At 72.1% G+C, this 20,987-nt stretch carries 19 protein-coding genes; 10 read left to right on the top strand and 9 right to left on the bottom strand.

The annotated features are described in order from the left end of the window. The first annotated feature begins 38 nt into the window (after positions 1-38). The 5 genes from ACIBG4_RS20260 to ACIBG4_RS20240 all read left to right on the top strand — a co-directional run bounded on the left by ACIBG4_RS20260 (position 39) and on the right by ACIBG4_RS20240 (position 4,328). Positions 39-1,010, top strand: a complete 972-nt coding sequence (locus ACIBG4_RS20260; protein ID WP_397203080.1) for an Lrp/AsnC family transcriptional regulator — start codon at positions 39-41, stop codon at positions 1,008-1,010. 31 nt (positions 1,011-1,041) lie between these two features. Beyond that, positions 1,042-1,623: a hemerythrin domain-containing protein gene (locus ACIBG4_RS20255; protein ID WP_397203079.1), complete on the top strand. Its 582-nt coding sequence runs from the start codon at positions 1,042-1,044 to the stop codon at positions 1,621-1,623. Positions 1,624-1,686: 63 nt separating this feature from the next. Then, entirely contained in the window at positions 1,687-2,163 is a 477-nt protein-coding gene (locus ACIBG4_RS20250) for an Rrf2 family transcriptional regulator (RefSeq protein WP_310714849.1), read from the top strand. Positions 2,164-2,246: 83 nt separating this feature from the next. Beyond that, complete coding sequence (locus ACIBG4_RS20245; protein WP_397203078.1) at positions 2,247-3,422, top strand: MFS transporter; 1,176 nt, start codon at positions 2,247-2,249, stop codon at positions 3,420-3,422. A 102-nt stretch (positions 3,423-3,524) separates the two neighbouring features. Beyond that, the gene (locus ACIBG4_RS20240) at positions 3,525-4,328 is read left to right on the top strand and encodes an SAM-dependent methyltransferase (protein WP_397203077.1); all 804 of its coding nucleotides are present in this window, start codon (positions 3,525-3,527) and stop codon (positions 4,326-4,328) included. A 23-nt stretch (positions 4,329-4,351) separates the two neighbouring features. Here the strand turns inward: ACIBG4_RS20240 and ACIBG4_RS20235 are convergent, their stop codons facing one another. Continuing rightward, the gene (locus tag ACIBG4_RS20235) at positions 4,352-5,254 is read right to left on the bottom strand and encodes a helix-turn-helix domain-containing protein (protein ID WP_397203075.1); all 903 of its coding nucleotides are present in this window, start codon (positions 5,252-5,254) and stop codon (positions 4,352-4,354) included. Between the two features lie 384 nt (positions 5,255-5,638). Between ACIBG4_RS20235 and ACIBG4_RS20230 the strand changes: the two genes are divergently transcribed. Further along, complete coding sequence (locus ACIBG4_RS20230) at positions 5,639-6,229, top strand: CAP family protein (RefSeq protein WP_397203074.1); 591 nt, start codon at positions 5,639-5,641, stop codon at positions 6,227-6,229. A 24-nt stretch (positions 6,230-6,253) separates the two neighbouring features. Here ACIBG4_RS20230 and ACIBG4_RS20225 read toward each other — a convergent pair whose 3' ends face one another. Together ACIBG4_RS20225 and ACIBG4_RS20220 are read right to left on the bottom strand one after the other, a co-directional pair. After that, entirely contained in the window at positions 6,254-7,186 is a 933-nt protein-coding gene (locus ACIBG4_RS20225) for a TetR/AcrR family transcriptional regulator (RefSeq protein WP_397203073.1), read from the bottom strand. A gap of 30 nt (positions 7,187-7,216) precedes the next feature. Continuing rightward, positions 7,217-8,419 (bottom strand): cytochrome P450, encoded by a 1,203-nt coding sequence (locus ACIBG4_RS20220; protein WP_397203071.1) that lies wholly within the window; start codon positions 8,417-8,419, stop codon positions 7,217-7,219. 284 nt (positions 8,420-8,703) lie between these two features. Here ACIBG4_RS20220 and ACIBG4_RS20215 point away from each other — a divergent pair, with 284 nt between their 5' ends. Further along, complete coding sequence (locus tag ACIBG4_RS20215) at positions 8,704-9,711, top strand: LacI family DNA-binding transcriptional regulator (protein ID WP_397203070.1); 1,008 nt, start codon at positions 8,704-8,706, stop codon at positions 9,709-9,711. 65 nt (positions 9,712-9,776) lie between these two features. Here ACIBG4_RS20215 and ACIBG4_RS20210 read toward each other — a convergent pair whose 3' ends face one another. Then, the gene (locus tag ACIBG4_RS20210) at positions 9,777-10,352 is read right to left on the bottom strand and encodes a YdeI family protein (RefSeq protein ID WP_397203069.1); all 576 of its coding nucleotides are present in this window, start codon (positions 10,350-10,352) and stop codon (positions 9,777-9,779) included. 111 nt (positions 10,353-10,463) lie between these two features. Between ACIBG4_RS20210 and ACIBG4_RS20205 the strand changes: the two genes are divergently transcribed. Both ACIBG4_RS20205 and ACIBG4_RS20200 read left to right on the top strand, forming a co-directional pair. After that, entirely contained in the window at positions 10,464-10,871 is a 408-nt protein-coding gene (locus tag ACIBG4_RS20205) for an ArsR/SmtB family transcription factor (protein ID WP_397203068.1), read from the top strand. After that, entirely contained in the window at positions 10,868-11,593 is a 726-nt protein-coding gene (locus ACIBG4_RS20200; RefSeq protein ID WP_397203067.1) for a cation transporter, read from the top strand. Before ACIBG4_RS20205 ends, ACIBG4_RS20200 begins: the two co-directional genes overlap by 4 nt. Positions 11,594-11,666: 73 nt before the next feature. Here the strand turns inward: ACIBG4_RS20200 and ACIBG4_RS20195 are convergent, their stop codons facing one another. Then, entirely contained in the window at positions 11,667-13,034 is a 1,368-nt protein-coding gene (locus ACIBG4_RS20195) for a carotenoid oxygenase family protein (protein WP_397203066.1), read from the bottom strand. Between the two features lie 215 nt (positions 13,035-13,249). Here ACIBG4_RS20195 and ACIBG4_RS20190 point away from each other — a divergent pair, with 215 nt between their 5' ends. Continuing rightward, positions 13,250-14,221 carry a GntR family transcriptional regulator gene (locus ACIBG4_RS20190; protein WP_397203065.1) on the top strand — a complete coding sequence of 324 codons (972 nt, stop codon included), beginning with the start codon at positions 13,250-13,252 and terminating at the stop codon, positions 14,219-14,221. A 90-nt stretch (positions 14,222-14,311) separates the two neighbouring features. Here ACIBG4_RS20190 and ACIBG4_RS20185 read toward each other — a convergent pair whose 3' ends face one another. The 4 genes from ACIBG4_RS20185 to ACIBG4_RS20170 are packed head-to-tail and all read right to left on the bottom strand — an operon-like array spanning position 14,312 to position 20,976. After that, the gene (locus ACIBG4_RS20185) at positions 14,312-15,046 is read right to left on the bottom strand and encodes an alpha/beta fold hydrolase (RefSeq protein WP_397203064.1); all 735 of its coding nucleotides are present in this window, start codon (positions 15,044-15,046) and stop codon (positions 14,312-14,314) included. Then, positions 15,043-16,518 (bottom strand): glycoside hydrolase family 43 protein, encoded by a 1,476-nt coding sequence (locus ACIBG4_RS20180; RefSeq protein WP_397203062.1) that lies wholly within the window; start codon positions 16,516-16,518, stop codon positions 15,043-15,045. Before ACIBG4_RS20180 ends, ACIBG4_RS20185 begins: the two co-directional genes overlap by 4 nt. 6 nt (positions 16,519-16,524) lie before the next feature. Then, positions 16,525-19,407 (bottom strand): hypothetical protein, encoded by a 2,883-nt coding sequence (locus ACIBG4_RS20175; RefSeq protein ID WP_397203061.1) that lies wholly within the window; start codon positions 19,405-19,407, stop codon positions 16,525-16,527. A 3-nt stretch (positions 19,408-19,410) separates the two neighbouring features. Then, a complete protein-coding gene (locus ACIBG4_RS20170; protein ID WP_397203060.1) occupies positions 19,411-20,976 on the bottom strand; it encodes a DUF3502 domain-containing protein in 1,566 nt (521 codons plus the stop codon). Positions 20,977-20,987: the final 11 nt, after the last annotated feature.

Genomic DNA, 20,987 nt, shown 5'->3' with positions numbered 1-20,987 from the left:
CTCCATCTAGGACCCATTTTTGAGGAAATATGGCCACCATGGATGAGCTCGACCGTGCACTGGTCCACGCCCTGCACATCGACGGCCGGGCCCCGTTCAGCCGCGTCGCCGAGGTGCTGGGCGTGTCCCCGCAGACGGTGACGCGCCGCTACGAACGGCTCCGCCGCGAGGCGGGGCTGCGCGTGGTGGGCCTGGCCGACCACGGCCGGTCCGGCCACACCCAGTGGGTGGTCCGCCTCACCACGACCCCGTCCGCCGCCCGGACGCTGGCGCACTCGCTGGCCCGCCGCGCCGACACCTCCTGGGTCAAGCTGACCTCCGGCGGCACGGAGATCTTCACCATCGTCGACGCGCCGGACGCCACCCGCCCGCCGCTGCTCCACGACGTCCCCCGCAGGAGCGGGATCACCGGCGTCTCGGCGCACTGCCTGCTGCACACGTACCTGGGCGGCCCCGCGGCCTGGCGCGGCCGGCTCCAGAACCTCGACGACGCGCAGCAGGAGCGGCTGCGCCCGGCCCTGCCCGCCCCGTCCGGCAACGCCCCCCTCACACAGGCGGACCGCGCGCTGATCGACGCGCTGCGCCACGACGGGCGCGCCGGCCACGCGGACCTGGCCGCCGCCACCGGCTGGTCCCAGGCGACGGTGGCCCGCCGCCTGGCCGACCTGCGCGCCCGCGACGTCCTGTTCTTCGACGTGGAGATCGACGCCGCCGCCTACGGGGTCACCACCCAGGCGCTGCTCTGGATGGCGGTCGCGCCCGCCGACCTGGAGCGGGTGGCCACCGCCCTGGCCGGCCATCACGAACTGGCCGTGGTCATCGCCACGACCGGGACCACGAACCTGCTCGCCCACGCGCTCTGTTCCGGCCCCGCCGACCTGCACCGCTACCTCGTCCACCGGCTCGGTGCCCTCGACGGCGTCCGCACGCTGGAGACCGCCCCCGTCCTCGCCACCCTCAAGGCGGCCGGCCACCTCCCCGCCGACGGGGTGCGTTTGGCCAGGTCATAGCGCGGACAGGGGTGACAGGGGAGGAATCGACATGAACGATCAGCAGGGCGGGGGCGAGCAGCGGGACGTGATCACCGTGCTCGTGACGGACCATCGCGAGGTCGAGCAGGTGTTCGCGGAGCTGGAGACGATGATCGGCGCCATCGGGGAGCGGCCGCAGACCCTGGCCGAACAGGTCGTCATCGAGCTGGTCCGCCACTCGGTGGCGGAGGAGGCGTACCTGTACCCGGCGGTCCGCGAGCACGTGCCGGGCGGCGACGAGCTGGCCGACAAGGAGATCGCCGAGCACGCCGAGGCCGAGGAGACCATGAAGCGGCTGGAGCGCCTGGAGCCGGGCGACGACGACTTCTGGCCCGTCCTGGAGGAGCTGATGAGGGAGATCCGCCATCACATCCAGGACGAGGAGGGCGACCTGTTCCCCCGGCTGCGCGCGGCCTGCCCGCCCGAGGCGCTCACCGAGCTCGGAGCCAAGGTGGAGCGGGCGAAGAAGCTGGCCCCGACCCGACCGCACCCGTCCGCGCCCGACAAGCCGCCCGCCGACAAGCTGCTGGCGCCCGGTGCGGGGCTGATCGACCGCCTGAGGGACGCCCTCACCGGCCGCGGCCGCTCCTGACGCCCGCCCTGCTCCCCTCCCCCCGGTTTCCGGCCGCGCAATCGGGACATCTATAGTCCCCTTATGCACATGGGCGAGGGAGTCGAGTGGGGTCTGCACTGCTGCGTGACCCTGGCCTGGCTGCGCGACGAGGGGCCGGTGTCCATCCGCAGGCTGGCCGCGTGGTTCGACCTGCCGCAGGAGTACCTGAAGAAGCGCCTCCAGGCGCTGACCCGGGCCGGCATCCTGGCCTCCACCCCGGGGGCCAGAGGCGGCTTCTCCCTGGCCCGGCCGCCGGAGCGGATCACCCTCATGGACGTCGTCACCGCCCTCCAGGGGCCCTCGGAGCTGTTCCGCTGCGCCGAGATCCGGCAGCGGGGCGTGGGCGGCCAGGGCTCCGGGCACGATGTCAGCCGGCCGTGCGGCATCTCGACGGCGATGCGCCGCGCCGAGCTGGCCTGGCGGCGTGAGCTGGCCGCGCAGACGATCGCCGACCTCATGGCCCTCGCCCCGGAGAGCGCCGAGCGCACCCGGCGCAACTACAGCCGCATGACCGGCTGACCCCTTCCCTCCACCTTCCCTCCACCGTCCCCCGAGGCCGGGTCCATCCGCCGGGCCCGGCCCGTTCACGAAAGGAAATCGGGATGTCCGATGTCCTGGTTACGCCGCGCCCGCACGGGCTCCGCCGGACCCTGATCCTGGCGCTCGGCACGTTCGCCGTCGGCACGGACGCCTACGTGGTGGCCGGGTTCCTCCCGGCCATGGCCCGCTCCCTCGGCGTCTCCGAGAGCGCCGCCGGGCAGTCCGCCACCGTCTTCGCCGTCACCTACGCCCTGCTCTCCCCCGTCCTGGCCACCCTCACGTCCCGGCTCCCGCGCCGCCCGCTCCTGGCAGGCGCGCTGGTCGTGCTCGCGCTGGCCAATCTGGGCTCGGCGCTGGCGCCGAACTACCCGGCGCTGATGGTCACCCGCGTCGTGGCCGCCGCCGGCGCGTCCGTCTTCACGCCGAACGCCGGGGCCGTGGCCGCCGCGCTGGTCGCGCCGCGGCAGCGGGCCCGCGCCCTGGCCGTGGTGGTCGGCGGCCTGACCGTCGCCACCGCCGTCGGCGTCCCCCTGGGGAACCTCGCGGGCAGGCTGCTGGACTGGCGGGCCGCCCTCGCACTGGTGGCGGCCATGTGCGCGGTTGGCGCGGCGGGCGTGCGCGCCGCCCTGCCGCCGCTGCCCGGAAACCCGCGGGTGCCGCTGCGCGAGCGCCTGGCCGCCCTGCGTCAGCCCGGCGTCGTCGCCGTGCTGCCGCTGACCGTGCTCGGCCTGGCCGCGAGCTACGGCCTGTACGCGTACACCGTCCCGCTGCTGCGCACCCTCGGCGCCGGGCCGTCGGCGGAGACGTGGCTGCTGTTCCTGTACGGGGCCGGGGCGGTGGCCGGGAACGCCGTGGCGGGCGCGGCGGTCGACCGGCGCGGCCCGATCCGGGTGCTGGCCACCGGGTACGCGGGGATCGCGGTCGCGCTGGCCGCGCTGGCGTGGACCGCCCATGCCGGGGTGCACTGGCTCCCGCTCACCGCGCTCCTGGTGGCGGCCTGGGGCGCGAGCACCTGGTCCCAGACTCCGGCCCAGCAGGTACGGCTGATCTCCGCGGCCCCGGCCGAGACCGCCGTGGTCGTGGGCCTCAACGCCTCCGCCATGTACGCGGGCATCGCCCTGGGCACCGCACTCGGCGGCGTCCTGCTGCCCTCGGGTCCCGCCGTCGCGTTCGCCGTCCACGCCGCCCTCACGGTGGCGGCCCTCGCCTACCTGGCCGCCACGCGCCGCCACCGCTGATCCTCCTGGTGGTCCCGTCCGGCCGGCGATCACCGGTGGCGCGGAAAAGGGCGCGGCATTAGGTTTGAATCACTACAGATGCGACACAAGAGGAGAATTTGCGTGGCCGACGAAACGCCTCTCCCCAGGATCGACATCACCAGACCCCATCAGGCTCGGGTGTGGAATTACTGGCTGGGCGGAAAGGACAACTACCCGGTCGACCGCGAACTCGCCGAGCAGCTCCGCCAGGTATATCCCGGCATGGAGGATATCGCCCGCCATACCCGTGCCTTTCTGGGACGCGCAGTGCGATATCTCGCCGAAGAGGCCGGAATCCGGCAATTCCTGGACATCGGCACCGGGCTGCCCACCGTGGACAACACTCACGAGGTCGCCCAGCGGGTCGATCCGACCTGCCGCATCGTGTACGTGGACAACGACCCCCTGGTGCTGGTCCACGCTCAGGCGCTGCTCACGAGCCATCCCCTCGGCGCCTGCGACTACATCGAGGCCGACGTCCGCGACCCCGGCACCGTCCTGGACTTCGCGGCCAAGACCCTGGACCTCAGCCGCCCCACCGCGCTCATCCTCCTGGGCGTGATGGGCACCGTCTTCGACGACGACCAGGCGTACGCGCTGGTCGAGGGGCTGCTGGACGCGCTCGCGCCGGGCAGTCACCTGGTGTTCGAGGACGGCACGAAGACGGTCAACCCGGACGCCGCCGCCGAGGCCGAGCGCCTGCGCGACGAGGGGAAGGTCTACTCGTACCGGCTGCGGACCCCGGAGGAGATTTCCCGGTTCTTCGACGGGCTGGAGCTGGTGGAGCCGGGCGTCGTGTCGGTGTCGCGCTGGCGGGTGGAGGCGGGCGTGTTCGGCGTGCCGGACGAGGTGGACGCCTTCTGCGGCGTCGGCCGCAAGCCGTGACGCCGGTCGTGCGGACGCGGGCGCTAGACCCCGGCGGCGAGCAACCGCAGGATCGACGGGGTGGCGGCCGAGGGCCGCGCGTGCACGACCAGCTGGTCCAGCAGGTGCTGGTACGGCAGGACGTCCTGCCTGCGGCTCAGGTACTGCGCGCCGGCGATGTGCTCCAGGTAGACGACGTCGTCCAGCTCCGCCGGGGCGAAGCGCAGGATGGTGACGGGCCCGGTGCCGCCGACGTGGCCGCCGGAGGCGAACGTGAGCACCTGGATCGTGATGTGGGGCAGCTCGGCCAGCGTCGCGAGGTGCTCCAGCTGGGCTCGCATCGTCGCGGAGTCGGCCACCTGCCGGCGCAGGGCGCCCTCGTCGATCACCGCCCACAGCTTGGGCGGGGCGGCTGAGAGGAGGATCTGCCGGCGGCGCATGCGCACCCCGACCCGGCGCTCGATCTCCTCGGCGGGGCTGCCCTCGTGTCCCTGCCTGATGACCGCGCGGGCGTACTCCTCGGTCTGCAGCAGGCCGGGCACGTACTGGATCTCGTAGGTGCGGATCAGCGACGCGTCGCGCTCCAGCCCCAGGTAGTCCTCGAACCACTCGGGCACGACATCGCGGTAGTCGTGCCACCAGGCGGGCGCGTTGGCCTGCTCGGCCATGGTGAGCAGCGCCGAGCGCTCGGCCTCGTCCGCGCCGTACAGGGTGAGCAGGTCCGCCACGTCGCGCAGCTTGAAGCCGGTGCGGCCGAGCTCCAGGCGGCTGATCTTGGAGTGGGAGCCCCGGATGAGGTACCCGGCCTCCTCGCGGGAGATCCCCCGCGCCTCGCGGAGCCGGCGCAGGTGCGCGCCGACCAGAATCCGCAGCGCCGTGGGCCCGGAGCGACGGGCCTCTCTGCCGGTCGCGCTTTCCGGCACTCCGGTGTGGGGAGTTCCGGCCACGTTCCCCCTGTCGTGAGCGGACGGCATAACGCTCCAAATCAGCAAATCGCGGCGGCCCGACCGGACCATCCTGCCACGCCGCCGGACCGCGTGGTCATATTTCCCGGCGACCGGGCATTTCACCACAAATGACGCACCAGTCCGCCTTCGGAGCGCCGCGAATTCCGTTCGCGTGGCAGATTCTCACCTTACGCGTCTTGTGCCCGAGCTCTGCGGGATCCCCCGCGGCCGTTACGGGGGACACGCCGCAAATCCGCAGGCCAACGAGTATCTCCAGCCGACATCGCGCCGGCCGTCATCGTGGTGAGACTTTCGATCTGTCCCTCGCCTCGCCTCTCACCAGGCAGAACCGCCTGACCGAGGCGTGGGCAGATTGGAGATGAGATGTCCCGACTCGCAGGACGGACGATCAAGGCCGCTACGACGGTGGGCGCCGGTGTCGCGCTCGTGACCGCGCTCACGGCCGCGGCGGGGCCCGCCGAGGCGACGCGGGCCCGCCCGCCCCTGCCGCTCCGCACGGACGCGGCCTTCCAGAGCGAATGCCTCGCCACCCACAACGCCTTCCGCGCGCGCCACGGCGCGCCCGACCTCACGACCGACCAGAGACTCGTCGACCACGCCAGCCGGCGCGTGACCGAACTCAGCCGGTACGAGGGCCTCCAACAGGCCGGCGGGGATCCGGGGTACGGCCAGAACGTCCACTGGTTCCTGACCTCCTCCGGCCGGGCGGCGACCTGCGCGGACGCGGTGAAGAAGTGGTACGCCGGCGTCGGGTCCTACGACTTCCGGGCGCCGGGGTTCTCCTCCCGCACGGGCTTCTTCACCCAGGTGGTCTGGAAGGGCACGACCCGGCTCGGCTGCGCCCGGGCCGCGGGGCCGGGCACCCGGGGGTACGAGACGTACATCGCCTGCGCCTACCAGGCGCCGGGCAACGTGTCGGGACGCTACGCGCAGAACGTCCTTCCCGTGAGGTGACCGTGCCACGGGACCGGCCGCCCGTCACCGTTCCGGCGGGCGGCTCCCCGGGAGACGCTCGCCGGAGGCGCCCACGGCCGGGGCGCCCACGGCCGGATCGGCCCTGGCTGGATCGGCCCTGGCCGGATCGTCCGCGTCCAGGGCGCCGACCATGCCGCACAGGGCCGTGACCAGGTCCTCGCCGAGGCGGCGCCAGGCCCCGGCCGCCGCCTCGGCGCGGGCGCGGCCGGCCGCCAGGTCCGTCTCCAGCTCGGCGCACATGTGCACGATCAGCTGGCGGGTCATGGCCTCCCGGCGCGCGGTCGCGCCGGGGTCGCGCTCCGCCCTTCCCGCGTTCCCGGCGCGTACGGCCACTCCCCCGGCGTTTCCGGCGGATTCGGCCGCTCCTCCGGCGTTCCCGGCGCGTACGGCCGCCCGCGCGGCGTGGATGGCGTCGTACAGGCGGCGCAGGGACGGGGTGTCCAGGTGCGCGCGGACGGCGTGGTCCCGCAGGGCGGGCTCGACGACGATCTGGGCGAGGAACCGGGCGTACCAGGACGGGGTGCCGAGATCGATCTGGTGCTCGATGCGAGGCAGCACGGCGCAGCGGAGCTGGTCGCGCAGCGACATGCCGGCCGGGTCGCCGAGCGCGCTCATCATGGCCAGCCGGTGCCGCTCGATCGCGTCGGCGTGCTCGGCGAGGACGGCCTTGATGAGCGCGTCGCGCCCGGTGAAGTGGTACTGCACCGCTGACTTGTTGCGCTGCCCGGCGGCCTCGCCGATCTGCCGGATCGACACACCGGCGAGGCCCCGGGTGGCGTAGAGCCGCTCGGCGGCGCGCATGATGAGGCTCCTCGCGGCGGCGGAGCGCGGCGAGGACGCGCTCGCCGGAGCGGGCGGAAGCGCCCCGTTCCGGTCCGCGACGACGCTCACGTCGTACGTGTTGCTCATGCTCTTCGCGTCGTGCTTGTGCTGCATGCCGAGACCGTCACGGTCGTCGTGACCCGCTCACCAGGTCACCCAGACGTTCTCCAGGCCGCCCGACAGCAGCCCGGTGCGCAGGCGCAGCGCCTCGGCGCCGTCGCGCAGCGCGAGCGTGGGCAGCCGGCGGGTCAGCGTGTCCAGCACCACCTGCAGCTCCAGGCGGGCCAGCGGCTGGCCGAGGCAGAAGTGCGGGCCCGCGCCGAAGGTGAGGTGCTGGTTGGCGTTGGTCCGGTGCGGGTCGAAGCGGTCGGGGTCGTCGAACTTGCGCGGGTCCCGGTTCGCGGCTGGACGGCACGGGATGAGGGTGCTGCCCGCCGGCACCGGGACGCCGCCGACCTCGAGGTCCTCGCCGGCGACCCTCGGGAAGCCGACCACGCTGAGCGTGCTGTCCAGGCGCAGCACCTCCTCGACCGTGCCGGGGATGAGGCCCGGGTCGTCGATCACCGCCTGGTAGCGCTCGCGCTCCGACAGGAGCATCGCGGTCATGATGACGATCATGTTGGACGTGGTCTCGTGCCCGGCCAGCAGCAGCGCCCGCACGGTCGCGATCAGCTCCTCGTGGCTGAGCCGGCCGTCCTCGCTGTCGAAGACCTGGGTCAGCTCGCTGAGCAGGTCGTCGCCGGGGTCGGCGCGTCTGGCGTCGACCAGGGCGGACACGTACGCGTCGAACTCCTCGTACGCCCGCTGCACCTCCTCCTGGGTGTGGCGCGTCAGGGTCAGCATGACCTGCGACCAGTGCGCGAACCTGTCCTGGTCCTCGGCCGGGGCGCCCACCAGGGCGCAGATGACCTGGACCGGCAGCGGCAGGCCCAGCCGGGCCGACAGGTCGGCCGGCGGCCCGGCCTCCAGCATGGCGTCGACCAGGTCGTCGGCCATCCGCTGCACGCGGGGCCGCCACGCCTCGATCTTCTTGATGGTGAAGGAGCGGGTGAGCAGCCGCCGCCACCGCCGGTGGCCCTCGCCCTCGGTGATGCTCATGGTGTTGCGGGCGAACAGGCCGCCGTCCGGCGTGGTCGCCACCCGCGCGGCGTCCTGCCCGCCGCGCCGGAAGCGCGGGTCGGTGAGCAGCGCGCGCACGTCGTCGTAACGGGTGACGAGCTGGGCGGTGTCGCCGCTGGGCAGCCGCACGTGCGCCACGGGACACCGCTCCTGCAGCTCGCTCCACTCGCGCGGCGGCTCCAGAGTCTCCTTCCGGTCGAAGGGATAGGTCGGCACGGACTCGGTCATGACGCCCCCTCATGTCGATGTCTGATCATGTTCGACGTTAAGGCAGCCGCCTTAATAAGACAATCGCCTTAACGCGGTAAAATCGTTTCGATAGGACTGCCGGGCTTGCGCTATGATCATGCGGGCCCTGTGCGCGCCAGAGCCGGCACGATCCGGCGCCGGCCTCCGCCGACCTCCATCCCGCACGACGCGCCCGACCCGCACGGCCCGCCGACGCCCGCCCGCTCACCCGCCCATCCGGCACGCGGCTCACCGCACGAGGAACGCCCACCAGACGAGGAACGATGTCGAGCATCAAAGAGGTCGCGCGCCTCGCCGGCGTCTCCGTCGGCACCGTGAGCAACGTGCTCAACCGCCCCGAGCTGGTGGCTCCCGAGACACGACTGCGGGTTCAGACGGCGGTCACCCAGCTCGGCTACGTCCGCAACGGCTCGGCGCGTCACCTGCGGGCCGGGCGCAGCAGGACCATCGGCGTGGTCGCGCTCGACCTGTCGAACCCGTTCGTCATCGACGTGCTGCGCGGCATCGAGAGCGCGGCCGAGACCGCGGACCTCAACGTGATGGTGGTCAACAGCAGCAAGGACGCCACCCGCGAGGCGCGGCTGCTGGAGATGTTCGAGGAGGAGCGCCCCTTCGGGGTGCTGATCACCCCGGTGAACGCCGAGGGCCAGGAGCAGCGGCTGGGCAGGCTCGTGTCCCGCGGCATCCCGGTGGTGCTGTTCGACAGCTCGTCGCGGCACGGCCGGGGGTGCGCCGTCGCCTCCGACGACGTGCTCGGCGGCCGGCTGGCCGGCCTGCACCTGCTGGAGCGGGGGCATCGCCACATCGCGTTCGCGGGCGGGCCGTTCACCGTCCGCCAGGTGGAGGAGCGCCGCCGCGGCCTGGCCGGCGTGCTGTCACCGGCGGACGAGCTGACCGTCATCCCGCTGCCGGACCTCACCGTGGGCACCGGCCGCACGGCCGGCAGGGAGATCGCCGCCCGGCCCCCCGGGGACCGGCCGACGGCCGTGTTCTGCGGCAACGACCTGGTCGCGCTCGGGGTGCTGCAGGAGCTGACGCAGTACGGCCTGCGGGTGCCGGACGACGTCGCGATCCTGGGCTACGACGACATCGACTTCGCGGCCGCGGCCGCGGTGCCGCTGTCGTCGATCAGGCAGCCGCGCGAGCAGCTCGGCCACACCGGCGCGCTCATGCTCCTGGAGGAGGCCAACCAGCCGGACTTCCACGAGCACCGCCAGGTCATCTTCCAGCCCGACCTCATCGAACGCGCCTCCACCGCCTTCACCCGCTGACCCTCGGCCGCGCCACCGTTCCTTCGGCATGAGCCCCTCGTGGAAGGCACCCACGAGGGCCTGGTTCAGGGATAGATCTTCCGGTGCTCGGCCAGCATCGTGACGTACTGCTCGATGCGACGCGCCCGCGTCTCCGGCTTCTTGGCGTCCTGGACGCGATACAGCACCGCGAACCGGTTGCGGCTGTCCAGCGTCGCGAAGAACGCCTCCGCCGCGGGATTGGCCGCCAGGGCATGGGCGAGGTCTTCCGGCACGGTGGCGCTGCGCGATCCGTCATACGCGGCGTCCCAGCGGCCGTCCGCCTTCGCGCGCTCGATCTCGAGCAGGCCCGGCGGCTTCATCCGGCCCTGCTCGATCAGCCTGGCCACCTTGTCGCGGTTGACCTTCGACCACTTGCTCCTCGGCCTGCGCGGGGTGAAGCGCTGCAGCCAGTGCCCGTCGTCGAATCCGTCCTTCTGCCCGTCGATCCAGCCGTAGCAAAGGGCCACATCGAGCGCCTGGAGGTAGTCCAGCGCATCGACGCCCGCCACCTTCCTGGCGAGCTTGAGCCAGATCCCCGGCTGTGAGGCGTGGTGAGCGCTGAGCCATTCTTCGAATGCCTCAGCCGAGGGGAAAGAGAGGATTTCTCGGTCGCGATCCATCCGCAGCAGTCAACCACGCCGCACGCTCGTGCCGCACTCAGGGCAGGCCGGTGCGCGGGAGATCGGTCAACTCCTTGCCAATACATGCTCAAATCGAGTTATAATCGTAGTATGGCGATTGATTCGGATGGCGGCCGTTGTGTCAGCACGGACATCGCCGCCGGGATCTCCCCGGCGGCGGCGCTGTTCCACTCCCTGGCCGACGAGACCAGGCTGCGGATCGTGCAGCGGCTGGCCCGCGGCGAGGCGCGCGTGGTCGACCTGACCACCCAGCTCGGCCTCGCGCAGTCCACCGTGTCCAAGCACCTGGCCTGCCTGCGCGACTGCGGGCTGATCGACTTCCGCGCCGAAGGACGCCAGTCGTTCTACTCCCTGACGCGTCCCGAACTGCTGGACATGCTGGCCGCGGCCGAGCTCCTGCTGTCCGCCACCGGGCACACGGTAACGCTGTGCCCGGTCCGCGAAGTCTCCGACGACGGACCCGCCGAGCTGGTGGCCGGAGCGAAGCCGGTGTCATGAGCGCGCTCGACCTGCCCGGCGTCGGCCCCGGCCGGGCCCGGCGTGACGCGCTGCGGCGCCGGATCCGGCTGCTGGTCGCGGCGACCATCACCTACAACGTGATCGAGGCCGCGGTGGCCATCACCGCCGGCACGATCGCCTCCTCAGCCGCGCTGATCGGCTTCGGACTCGACTCCGTCGTCGAGGTGGCCTCGGCCGCCGCCGTGGCCTGGCAGTTCTCCGCCGCCGACCACGAGCGCCGGGAGCGGGCGGCGTTGCGCGTCATCGCCCTCTCCTTCTTCGCCCTGGCCGCGTACGTGACCTTCGACGCCGTCCGCGCCCTGCTCGGCACCGGCGAGGCCGAGCACTCCACGCCCGGCCTGATCCTGGCCGCGCTCTCCCTGGCCGTCATGCCGTTCCTGTCGTACGCGCAGCGCCGCGCCGGCCGCGAGCTCGGCTCGGCCTCGGCGGTGGCCGACTCCAAGCAGACCCTGCTGTGCACGTACCTGTCCGGGGTGCTGCTGGCCGGGCTGGCGTTCAACAGCCTCTTCGGCTGGAGCTGGGCCGATCCCGTCGCCGCGCTGGTCATCGCCGCCGTCGCGGTGAAGGAGGGCCGCGAAGCCTGGCGCGGCGACGCCTGCTGCGCCGTCCCCGTACCCACCGGCGGCGCCCCGTCCGCTGACGCCGGCGAGCCCGGGACGTGCGGGGACGGCTGCTGCTCCCCCGCCGAGGAGAACACGTGACGATCGGCCGCCCGATGCCCGACCGGACTGGGCCTGGTCATGGTCCTCGGCTGTGGTTGGGGGGTCGGCGGCTTCAGGCGTCGGGGATCCAGTTGCCGTGGAAGCCGAGCGGGACGCGCACGGGCAGGTGGACGCGGGCCACGGGCGGTCCCGTGAAGTCCTGGGCCGAAAGGATCACCAGGTCGGAGGCGCCCCGGTCGGGGTCGGCGACGTAGGCCATCAGGTACCCGTCGTCCTCCTCGCCGCCGCCGGACGGGTCGGCGACGAACGCCGCCTCCCCGACGGCGGCGTCACGTGCGAAACCGTGCACCTCCGTCGTGCCACGTCGCAGGTCGTGCTTGACCAGGGCGTTGGCGAACGCCTCGTCGGGGTGCGGGCCGTCGGGGGTGAACGGCACGCCGTACACCGGGCTCACCGCGGAGTAGCCGTAGCGGTGCGGGCGCGAGGCGAACGCGTCGTTCACGCGGGGGAAGTCCTGAGCCCGGTCGTCGATGCGGCGCTGGTCCACCCTGCCGCTCGCCGGGTCGATGGTCCAGCGGTCGAGCGTGGGCGAGATCGCGCCCGGGTCGGCGACGTCGACCGGCCCTTCGGACCTGATCAGGTCGACCGTGATCGTGGCGCCGTCGTCGTAGGCGTTGAGTATGTGGCTGACGTAGAAGGACTCGACCGGCAGCCAGCGGATGTCACCGCCCGCCCGGCGCAGGACGCCGACGCGTGCCTGGTGACCGGGATCCCACCGGAACAGCATCGCCGTCATGCTGAACGTCAGCGGGATGTCGAAGACGATGACGTAGTTCTCCGACAGCGCGAAGTCGTGCAGGAACGGGGTGTCACCGGACAGCGGGATGTCCGTCACACGGGTCACCGTGCCGGCGGGGTCGGTGACGATGTACTGCGCGAACGGCCGCCCGAGCGCATAGGCCAGGGAGTGCAGGTCGCCGGTGCGCGGATCCACCTTGGAGTGCGCGTTGGCGCTGGAGCCCTCGGGCGTGGCGGCCATCGGGCACGCGCCGATCGTGTCCAGCTCGTAGCCGAGCTCGTGAGGGAGCCCGCCGGCCTCGACGAGGGCGAGCGTGCGGCCGGCGTGGCCGAGCACGTGGACGTTCGGGGACGGCGGCAGGAACGCGGGCGGCTGCTCCCCGCGCTGCATCCTGTCCAGGGCGTCGGCGACCTCCGTCGAGCGGACCCAGCGGTTGCGGTACCACTCGGCGTGGCCGTCCCGGATGCGGACGCCGTGCACCATGCCGGCTCCGAAGGCGTAGAAGTGGGTGGCGGGATCCTCCACGCCCAGCGGGTTGGGTCCCATCCGGAGGTAGCGGCCCGTCAGGTCCGCGGGCAGGCGGCCCGTCACGGGCAGGTCGTAGGCGGTGACCTCCTCCTTGACCGGGGCGAAGTGGCCTTCGACGTAGCGGTTGCGCCGGTCCTCGGCGGCGTTCTGCATGGCGTTCTCCTCGTTCGGTACGGTGTACGACCGGAACGGTACCCTGCGCACAGGGGGTGACCAGCGGTTCAGCGAGTCGCGATCGCTCCTGTGCTAGGGCACGATTCGGCGCTGTCACGGCCTCCACCAGGCAGGCGATGGCATCCTTCGCGGGAGGCGGCCGTACCCTCTGTCCTAGGACAGCAGTCACTTGCGGCGTGAGGAGACGATCGACCATGGACCGGTCCGGGGCCGCGCCGCCGTACCTGCGGATCGTCGGTGAGATCAAGCGGCGCGTCGAGGCCGGCGAGCTGCGGGCCGGCGACCGTGTTCCCTCCACCAGGCAGGTCGCCGAGCAGTGGGGAGTGGCCCCCGCGACCGCCGCCAAGGCGCTGAACACGTTGCGGCAGGAGGGCGTGGTGGTGGCCATTTCCCGGGTCGGCACCGTCGTGGCCGAGTCCGCGCCCCGCTCGTTCCCGCCACCCCGCGTGCCGGGCGCCCCGCGCCGCAGGGAACGGCGGCAGCCCGCCCCTTCGGCCGCCGCCGACGGCAAGCGGGAGCGGATGGTCCGCACGGCGATCGCCATCGCCGACGCCCAGGGGTTCGACGCGGTGTCCATCCGCAGCGTCGCGGCCGCGCTCGGCATCCCCACCATGTCGCTGTACGGGCACGTGCGCGCCAAGGAGGAGCTGGCCGCGCTCATGGCCGACACCGCGTTCGGCGAGCTGGAGCTTCCGGCGATGCCCCCGGCGGGCTGGCGGGCGCGGCTGGAACTCGCGGCCCGCCTGCAGTGGCGGCTCTACCTGCGGCATCCCTGGCTGCCCCGGCTCGTCTCGCTCACCCACCCCCAGCCCATGCCCAACATGCTCAGATACGGGGACTGGGGGATGGGTGCCCTGCGGGAGCTGGCGATCGAGCCGGATGCCGGCAGGTTCGTGTGGTGGGCGGTGTGCAACTACGTCCGGGGGACGGCCACGAACCTGGAGCCGCAGGCCGAGTCGGAGCGGCACACGGGCCTGTCCACCGGGGAGTGGTACTCCGCCCACCTGCCGAGGTTCCGCGCCGGCATGCCTTCCGGCGCCCTCCCCACGCGGCCGGCGTCCCCGGGCGATCAGTCGGCCTTCGACCTGACCGGGTTCTTCGAGAGCGGCCTGCAGCTCCTGCTCGACGGGGTCGCCGTGCTGATCGGCCGGCAGCGCCTGTCGTAGGAACGCGCTGCGCGTGGCCCCACGCCGCCCTTCCTGAGGAACGTCTTCTGACGTGCGTCACCGCGTGGGGCCTGTGTCTCTCCCCCGCGCTCACCCTGTGCCCCACTCGGACAACGTGCCCCACTCGGACAACGCCAGGTCCACGAAAGCAGCGGGATGGTCCAGGTGGAGGAAGTGGCCGGCGTCCGGCCACACCACGGTCGTGGATCGGTGGTGCCCGGGCAGTCCCGCCTCCCACCGCGCCGCTTCCGGGACATTGTGGACGGCGAGCACCGGGCACGTCCGCCCGGCCAGGTAACGCTCGGATTCCCGGCGCACCCCGAACGCGCCCGGCAGGGTGTACATCCCGGCGTAGCACTCGGCCAGCACGTGACCGGGTGTGGCCAGCAGCCGCTCGGCGATCGGCGGGGGAAGCGGCCCGAGCTGCCGCGACGCCGCGGCCGCGCCGTCGGCGCGCAACGCCGCCAGCCGGCCGGGGATGAGCCGCTCCTCCGCCTCGTCCGCGCCGTAGGCGGGGGCGATGACCACCAGCGCGCTCACCAGCTCCGGATGCTCGACGGCCAGCGCGGTGACCACCTGGGCGCCCATGGAGTGCCCGATGGCCAGCACCGGCTCGTCCAGCAGCGGCAGCAGGTCACGGGCCAGGTCAACGGGCCGGTATCCGGTCGCCGGAGCCGGGGACCTGCCATGGCCGCGCAGGTCGGGGGCGATCACCCGGCGCTCGCCGAAGTCCAGCGCGTGCCACACCCGGTGGTCACCGCCCCAGCCGTGCACCAGGAGCAGCGGAGGTCCTTCACGCCCCCGGGTCTCCGCGTACACGTTCACGCGTCGTACCGGATGTGCTCGAACCGCGCGGCGCAGCCCTCGCCCGCCAGGTCCTGCACCCAGAGTCCGACGAACGCGCCGGTGAAGCCGAACGAGCGCACGTGACCGTCGACGAACTCGTCGGCGTGCTCGTCCGACAGGATCGTCGCGTCCAGCTCGGGGCCGTCGTTGAACCGCACGACCGGCCCGTCGAACTCCACCCGCAGCCTGACCTCGGGCCCCGCCGGCCCGAGCAGGTGCTCGGTGCGGGTGCCCCGGTCGCTGCTGGTCAGCACCAGGCCGTCGGTGGTCAGTGCGAGGTAGTGCCAGTTGCGTGAGTTGTAGTACGCGGTGATGCCCGCCGATTGATGGACGCTGCCCGGCTCGAACCGCATGACCGTCTCAAGGGAGCACCTGTGCGCCGTGACCGGGCGGGCGACCAGGCTCGGGCTGCGCAGGCCGTACGGAGACTGGCCGCCCTGAACGGTGAGGCCGCCGGGGCCGGCGACCAGCCAGTCCGGTGAGGCGGGCCGCCGCAGCGTGCTCCACTCCGGTCCGAGCCCGCCCGGGGAGTCCTCGGTCACCGGCCACGGATGGGCGGGCAGCGCCGGCGGGACCACCTCGACGGCGGGCACACCGCCCGCCACGCGCGGCCAGCCGTCCTCCCAGACCACGCGCTGCAGCGCGGTCTCACGCCCGAGCACGCACCTGCGGTTGTGGTACGGCCGGGCCATGAGGTGGGCGACGTACCACTCCCCCGTCTGCGTCCGCACCAGGCAGCCGTGCCCCGCCTTCTGCAGCTCCAGGCTCGGGTCGTGCCGCGAGGTGAGCATCGGCCCCGCCGGATCCTCCTCGTACGGCCCGGCGAGCGAGCGGGACCGCAGCACGGTGATCCCGTGCTCGAAACCGGTGCCTCCCTCGGCCACCATCAAGTAGTACCAGCCGTCGATCCGGTAGAGATGCGGGCCCTCGGTGACGTTGCGGTTGGGCAGGATCAGCTCGGGCTCGCCGCCGTCGAGGGGTTGCAGCTCGATCCCGGCGAACCCGCGTCCCGGCCGGGAGTCGAAGACCATGGTGAGCAGCCGGCTCCGGCCGTCCTCGTGGTAGAGGGCGGCGTCGAAGCCGCGGCCGGGCAGCCGTACCGGGTCCGACCACGGCCCCTCGATCGAAGGGGCGGTGATCAGGTAGTTGGCGATGTCCTTGTATCCGAGGGCGTAGTTGTCCATCACGCCGTAGACGAGGTGGAACAGCCCGTCGTGGTAGGTCAGGTCCGGCGCCCAGACGCCGCCGGAGTCGGGCACGCCGGACAGGTCGAGCTGCCCGCGCCCGGTCAGGATGCCGCCCAGCGGACGCCAGTTCACCAGGTCGCGGGAGTGGTGGACGCGTACGCCCGGGTACCACTCGAAGGTCGACGTGGCCAGGTAGTAGTCCTCCCCCACCCGGACGATCGACGGGTCGGGGTGGAAACCGGGCAGGACGGGATTGCGGATCATGCGAGCTCAGTTCTCCAGGTGGAGCACCACGGTGCTGAGTGGTCCTACCTCGATCGGGCGGCCGAGGGGAACGCGGCGGCCGGTGACGAGATCACGGGCGTGGCCGGAGCCGGTCACGTGCATGGTGCGAGGGCGGTCTTCCGAGGTGTTCATGCCGATGAGGTATGAACCGTAGGAGCATCGGTAGAACTGGGCCTTGCCGACGAAGAGCTTCTCGACCCCGGGGAAGTCCACGCCGAGCGCCGGGTCGGGCACATCGGCGGGGTGCGGGCCGACCTTGAGGACCTCACCGGCGAAGCCCTGGTGCAGCTGGGGGCCGGGCGGCGGGAAGCCGCCGGGCGGGATGTGGGAGGCGGCGGGGTCGTTGATGGCGAAGTTGAAGCAGACCCAGTCGGCCTCGGTCCAGGTGTCGCCGGTGGGCGTGACCTGGCACTGCTGGCGGATGGTGGCGACCCGGTGGGTGTCCGGGGTGATGTGGTGGACGCGGGCCAGGTCGTTGACGGCCTGCCGGGCGCGCCAGTAGAGGGAGACGTAGAGGATCTCCGCGCCGTTCTTGATCGCGACGACGCCGTTCTCCTCGTCCGAGAAGACGAAGCCGGGGGCGTCCCAGTCCATGGGGAAGCGGGTACTGGCCGGGGGAAGCGCCTGGAAGCCGGGCCAGTCGCGCTGGAGGAGGCGTAGGGCGCTCAGCCCGACCCGTGACCAGGTGTTGGTGAGCAGCAGGCCGAGGTGGCCGAAGAGCTGGTTGTCGGCGACCATGCGCTGGGCGTGCCCGGCGATCGAGGGGTCGCCGAGCACGGCCGCGGCCATGACGGGATTGCCGTCCCAGGCCAGCCGCTGGGCGTAGACGACGTCGCCCGGATAGTGGTCGTCGCGCCAGCCGACGGCGGCCTCCATGCGCATGGTGCGGTAGCCGTCGTTGTCGACCTCGGGATAGCGGAAGACGGCCCGCGCGTTGATCATCTTGACCAGCTGGGCCGTCAGCTCCGGGTCCTCGACCCCGTCGAAGCGAGTGACGGCCTCGTGGAGCAGGACCAGCCAGTCGGTCACCTCACCGTAGTTCCCGACGTACCCCAGCTCCCTGGTCAGGCCCTTCCTGGTGACCTGGTAGAAGTGCTCGCCGAGGATCTTGCTGGGGTTGCCGGCGGCGTCCTCATGGCCGAGGAACGGCTTCAGGCCGACGGCCTGGTGGATGTAGTCGCGGGCCTTCTCCTCGGCGAGCGGCGCCTTCTCCGGATTCATCAGCATCAGGGCGCGGTTGCAGCGGTAGATGCCGAGTGCGCAGATCTGCACCTGGTTGCTGTAGTGCGGCATGTGCTGACGCCAGTACGAGATGGACTCGGCCAGCATCCTGGTGTAGGCGTCCCGCCGTACCGGCAGGTCACCCTGGTCGGGCTGGGTGGCTCCGTCCAGCGGCGTGACCTCGACGTCGTCGAACCAGGCGGTGCCGCCGCCCTCGACCCGGAGGTCCAGCCGGAGCTCGACGGCGGCGGCCGGGGTGGTCAGCTCCGCGGTGATCCGCGTCCAGTCCTGGGTGCCGACGGGTGCGTGGAACTTGTTGTCGGTGCCGACGACCTTTCCGGCTGCGTCGTAGAAGAGCACGTCGAGGTACGCGCCCGGGGCCACGACGTCCTGGGTCCTGACCCAGACGCTGTAGCGATGCCTGCCCTGGCCGACGAGGGTGCGGTTCTGCGCGGTGTTCCAGCCCGCGGCGGCGCCGGCGGCGGCCGTGACCTTGACCGAGCGGGAGCCGCCGCGCTTGACCGCGTCGTCCCAGAGCCAGGTGGCCGTGCCCCGCCAGATGGCGGTGTTCCAGGAGGCGGGGGCCGTGCCGCCGCGCTCGAAGCCCGGGTTGGGCGCGCCCACGGCCCGCCCGCCGACCGGGCGTTCCAGCCGGTCGCCTAGGACGTCACGGAGCAGCAGCAGCGCCATGCCGACCTTGGCGAAGCCCTCCCACTGCTGGTCGGAGCCGGTCAGCACGGTCGGGTCGGTGAGCCACTTGGTGTAGCGGGCGTCGACGGCGGCCAGCACCTGGTCGATCGCGTCCGGGTTCCGGTGGGCCGGGCTCTCGGGCCAGTGATAGCCCTCGGCCAGCCCCTGGAAGGCCCAGGAGTCGAGCGAGGCGGGGTTGCCGTCGAGCCAGTTGCGGTGCTCGGTCAGCACCCTCGCCTTGATCTGCTCCAGCACCTCGCGGCCGGGTGCGGGCCGGACGGGCGCGTTCGGCACGGGACCCTGGACGCCGTCGCCGGGGAAGTACGGCTCGGCATGGGTGTAGATCCGGTAGAAGGGGCGGCTGGGCTTGTCCATCGACCGGTAGAACTCGGCCGCGTTCTGCCCGTAGCCCCAGATCCGGCCCATCGACCTGATCTCCAGCGTGACCCGCTCGCGGTCACGCGTCATCGCCTCCGGCAGCGGGAGCGTGTGGTAGTGGAAGCGGCCCGGCGCGTGGGCGTCCAGGCTGAGGATGTCCAGCGGGTCGACCGCGCCCAGGTGATAGTGGCCGACCTGCCTGCCCTCGCAGAAGAGCTGCAGCCGGGACTGGTCGGCCTCGCTCGCGGCGTGGTCGTCGCCCCAGAGCTTGATCGTGACGTACGTGGTGCCGCGCGGCGCGCACCTGACGGCGAAGGAGATCGTGCCGCCCCAGACCCCGGCGGGCTCCTGGGGGTGGAGCACGCGGGCGGACCGGCCGAGTCCGCCCGATACGACCTCCGAGCGGTCGGCGGTCACCGCGTGGGCGGCTTCGGAGGCCTTGTCCCCGAAGACCACCACGTCCAGCGGCTCGTCACGGCGCGGCGCGGCGGCTGCGGCCTCGCCGTTCCATAACCAGGTGGCGGCGGCCAGCGCGCCGGAGGACGCCAGCACGGCTCTCCGGCTGAGGTGGTGTGCCATGGGTCACTGACCCTTCAGGTAGGCGTCGGCCTGCTTGGCCAGCTCCGCCTGGACCTTGGCCAGGCCGGCCCGGTCCAGGGCCTTCTTCAGCTTGTCCAGCCCCTGGTCGACATCGACGGCGCCGATGAACAGCGGGTTGGCGAACTGCGTCATGGCCGCGGTGATCTGGGTGTTCTCGCGCTTCACCGGCTCGGGGTCGGGGACAAAACTGGCATACGGATCGACGGTGAAGTTGTCGATGTCCTGCGCCCAGTCGAACCAGGTCGCCTCGGACGCGGTCATGCCCTTGACCCGGCGCTCCAGCTTGGCCCGCCAGGAGAGCCCGAAGCCCGGGAACGTGTAGGTGGACAGCATCTCGTACTTGTCGTCCCCGATGGGGTTCCAGTCCTTGCCCTGGACGCCGTAGGTGATCAGGTCGTGGTTGTCCTTGATGGACAGCCAGTCCTCCAGTTGCATGGCCTTCTCGTTGTTCTGCCCCTTGGCGTTGAGCACGAGGAAGTTGTCGGCCTGGAAGGTCTGGTACGGCTTGGCGTCCTTGCCGCCCTTGAGCGGCATCACGTTGGCCAGCGTCGCCCCGGGGACGTTCTTGGCCAGCTCGGGGAGCAGCTGCGAGGTGAGGCCGTCGGTCATGGCCCAGGCGGTGGCGAAGCGGCCGGCCTTGAGCTGGGATTCGAGCGCCTTGGAGTCGAGGGTGAGCGCGTTCTTGTTGATCAGCCCGTCCTGGTAGTACTTGCGGACCAGGCGCAGCGCGTCGACCATGCCCGGCGCCTCCCAGAACGGCACCGGGTGGGACGAGCCGGTCTGCCTGCCGTCGGCGGCGAGGACGAAGGCGAGGGACTCGCCGGTGAAGGAGACGATGCTCGTTCGGGGGTTCTCCCACATGGAGGGGTTGAGCCAGCCGACCGGGTTCCACGCGACGAGCAGCTTGGGCATGCGGGAGTTCACCCCGATGGGGATGATGTCCTTGTTCTTCTGCTTGACGGTGTACCAAAACCTCTCCAGTCCGGAGAAGTCCGTAATCTCGCTCATTCCGTACTTGTCGGCAAGATCCTGGCGAATGGCGAAGTGGTGGAAGCGAGCGACCGAGTTGATCTGCGGGAGGCCGTACAGCTTGCCGCCCCAGCGGTTCAGCTCGATGATCTTCGGGTCGATCGTGGCGGTCAGGTTGGGGTACTTGCCGCTGGACAGCAGGCCGCTCAGCTCGACGATCGAGCCGCTGGCCGCGAGCTGGGACATGTTGAGCCAGCGCGCCTGCAGCGCGGTGTCGAACCTCTCCCCCGCGGTGAACTTCAGCAGCGCCTGCTGACCGTAGTTGGCCCACGGGATGAACTGCGGCTTGACGGTGAAGCCCAGATCGGCCTGGAGCTTCTTGTTGACCTCGGCCAGGACGGCGTCCCAGCCGGCCGGCACGTCGCCGGGAAGCAACAGGCTCAGCGCGAGCGCTCCGCCGCTCTGCGCGCCGCCGCCGGCCTGCGGCTTCTGGTCCGAGCAGGCGGCGAGGAGGGCGGCGAGGGACAGGCCGCCGCCGGTGGCCAGCAGGCGGCGCCGCGACATGATGGGGTGGGACACGGTTACTCCTG

The sequence above is a fragment of the Nonomuraea sp. NPDC050383 genome (assembly GCF_044459125.1).
GTDB lineage: Bacteria > Actinomycetota > Actinomycetes > Streptosporangiales > Streptosporangiaceae > Nonomuraea.
Note: the sequence above shows the minus strand (reverse complement) of the source record. Positions and strands in the feature narration are given on the sequence as shown.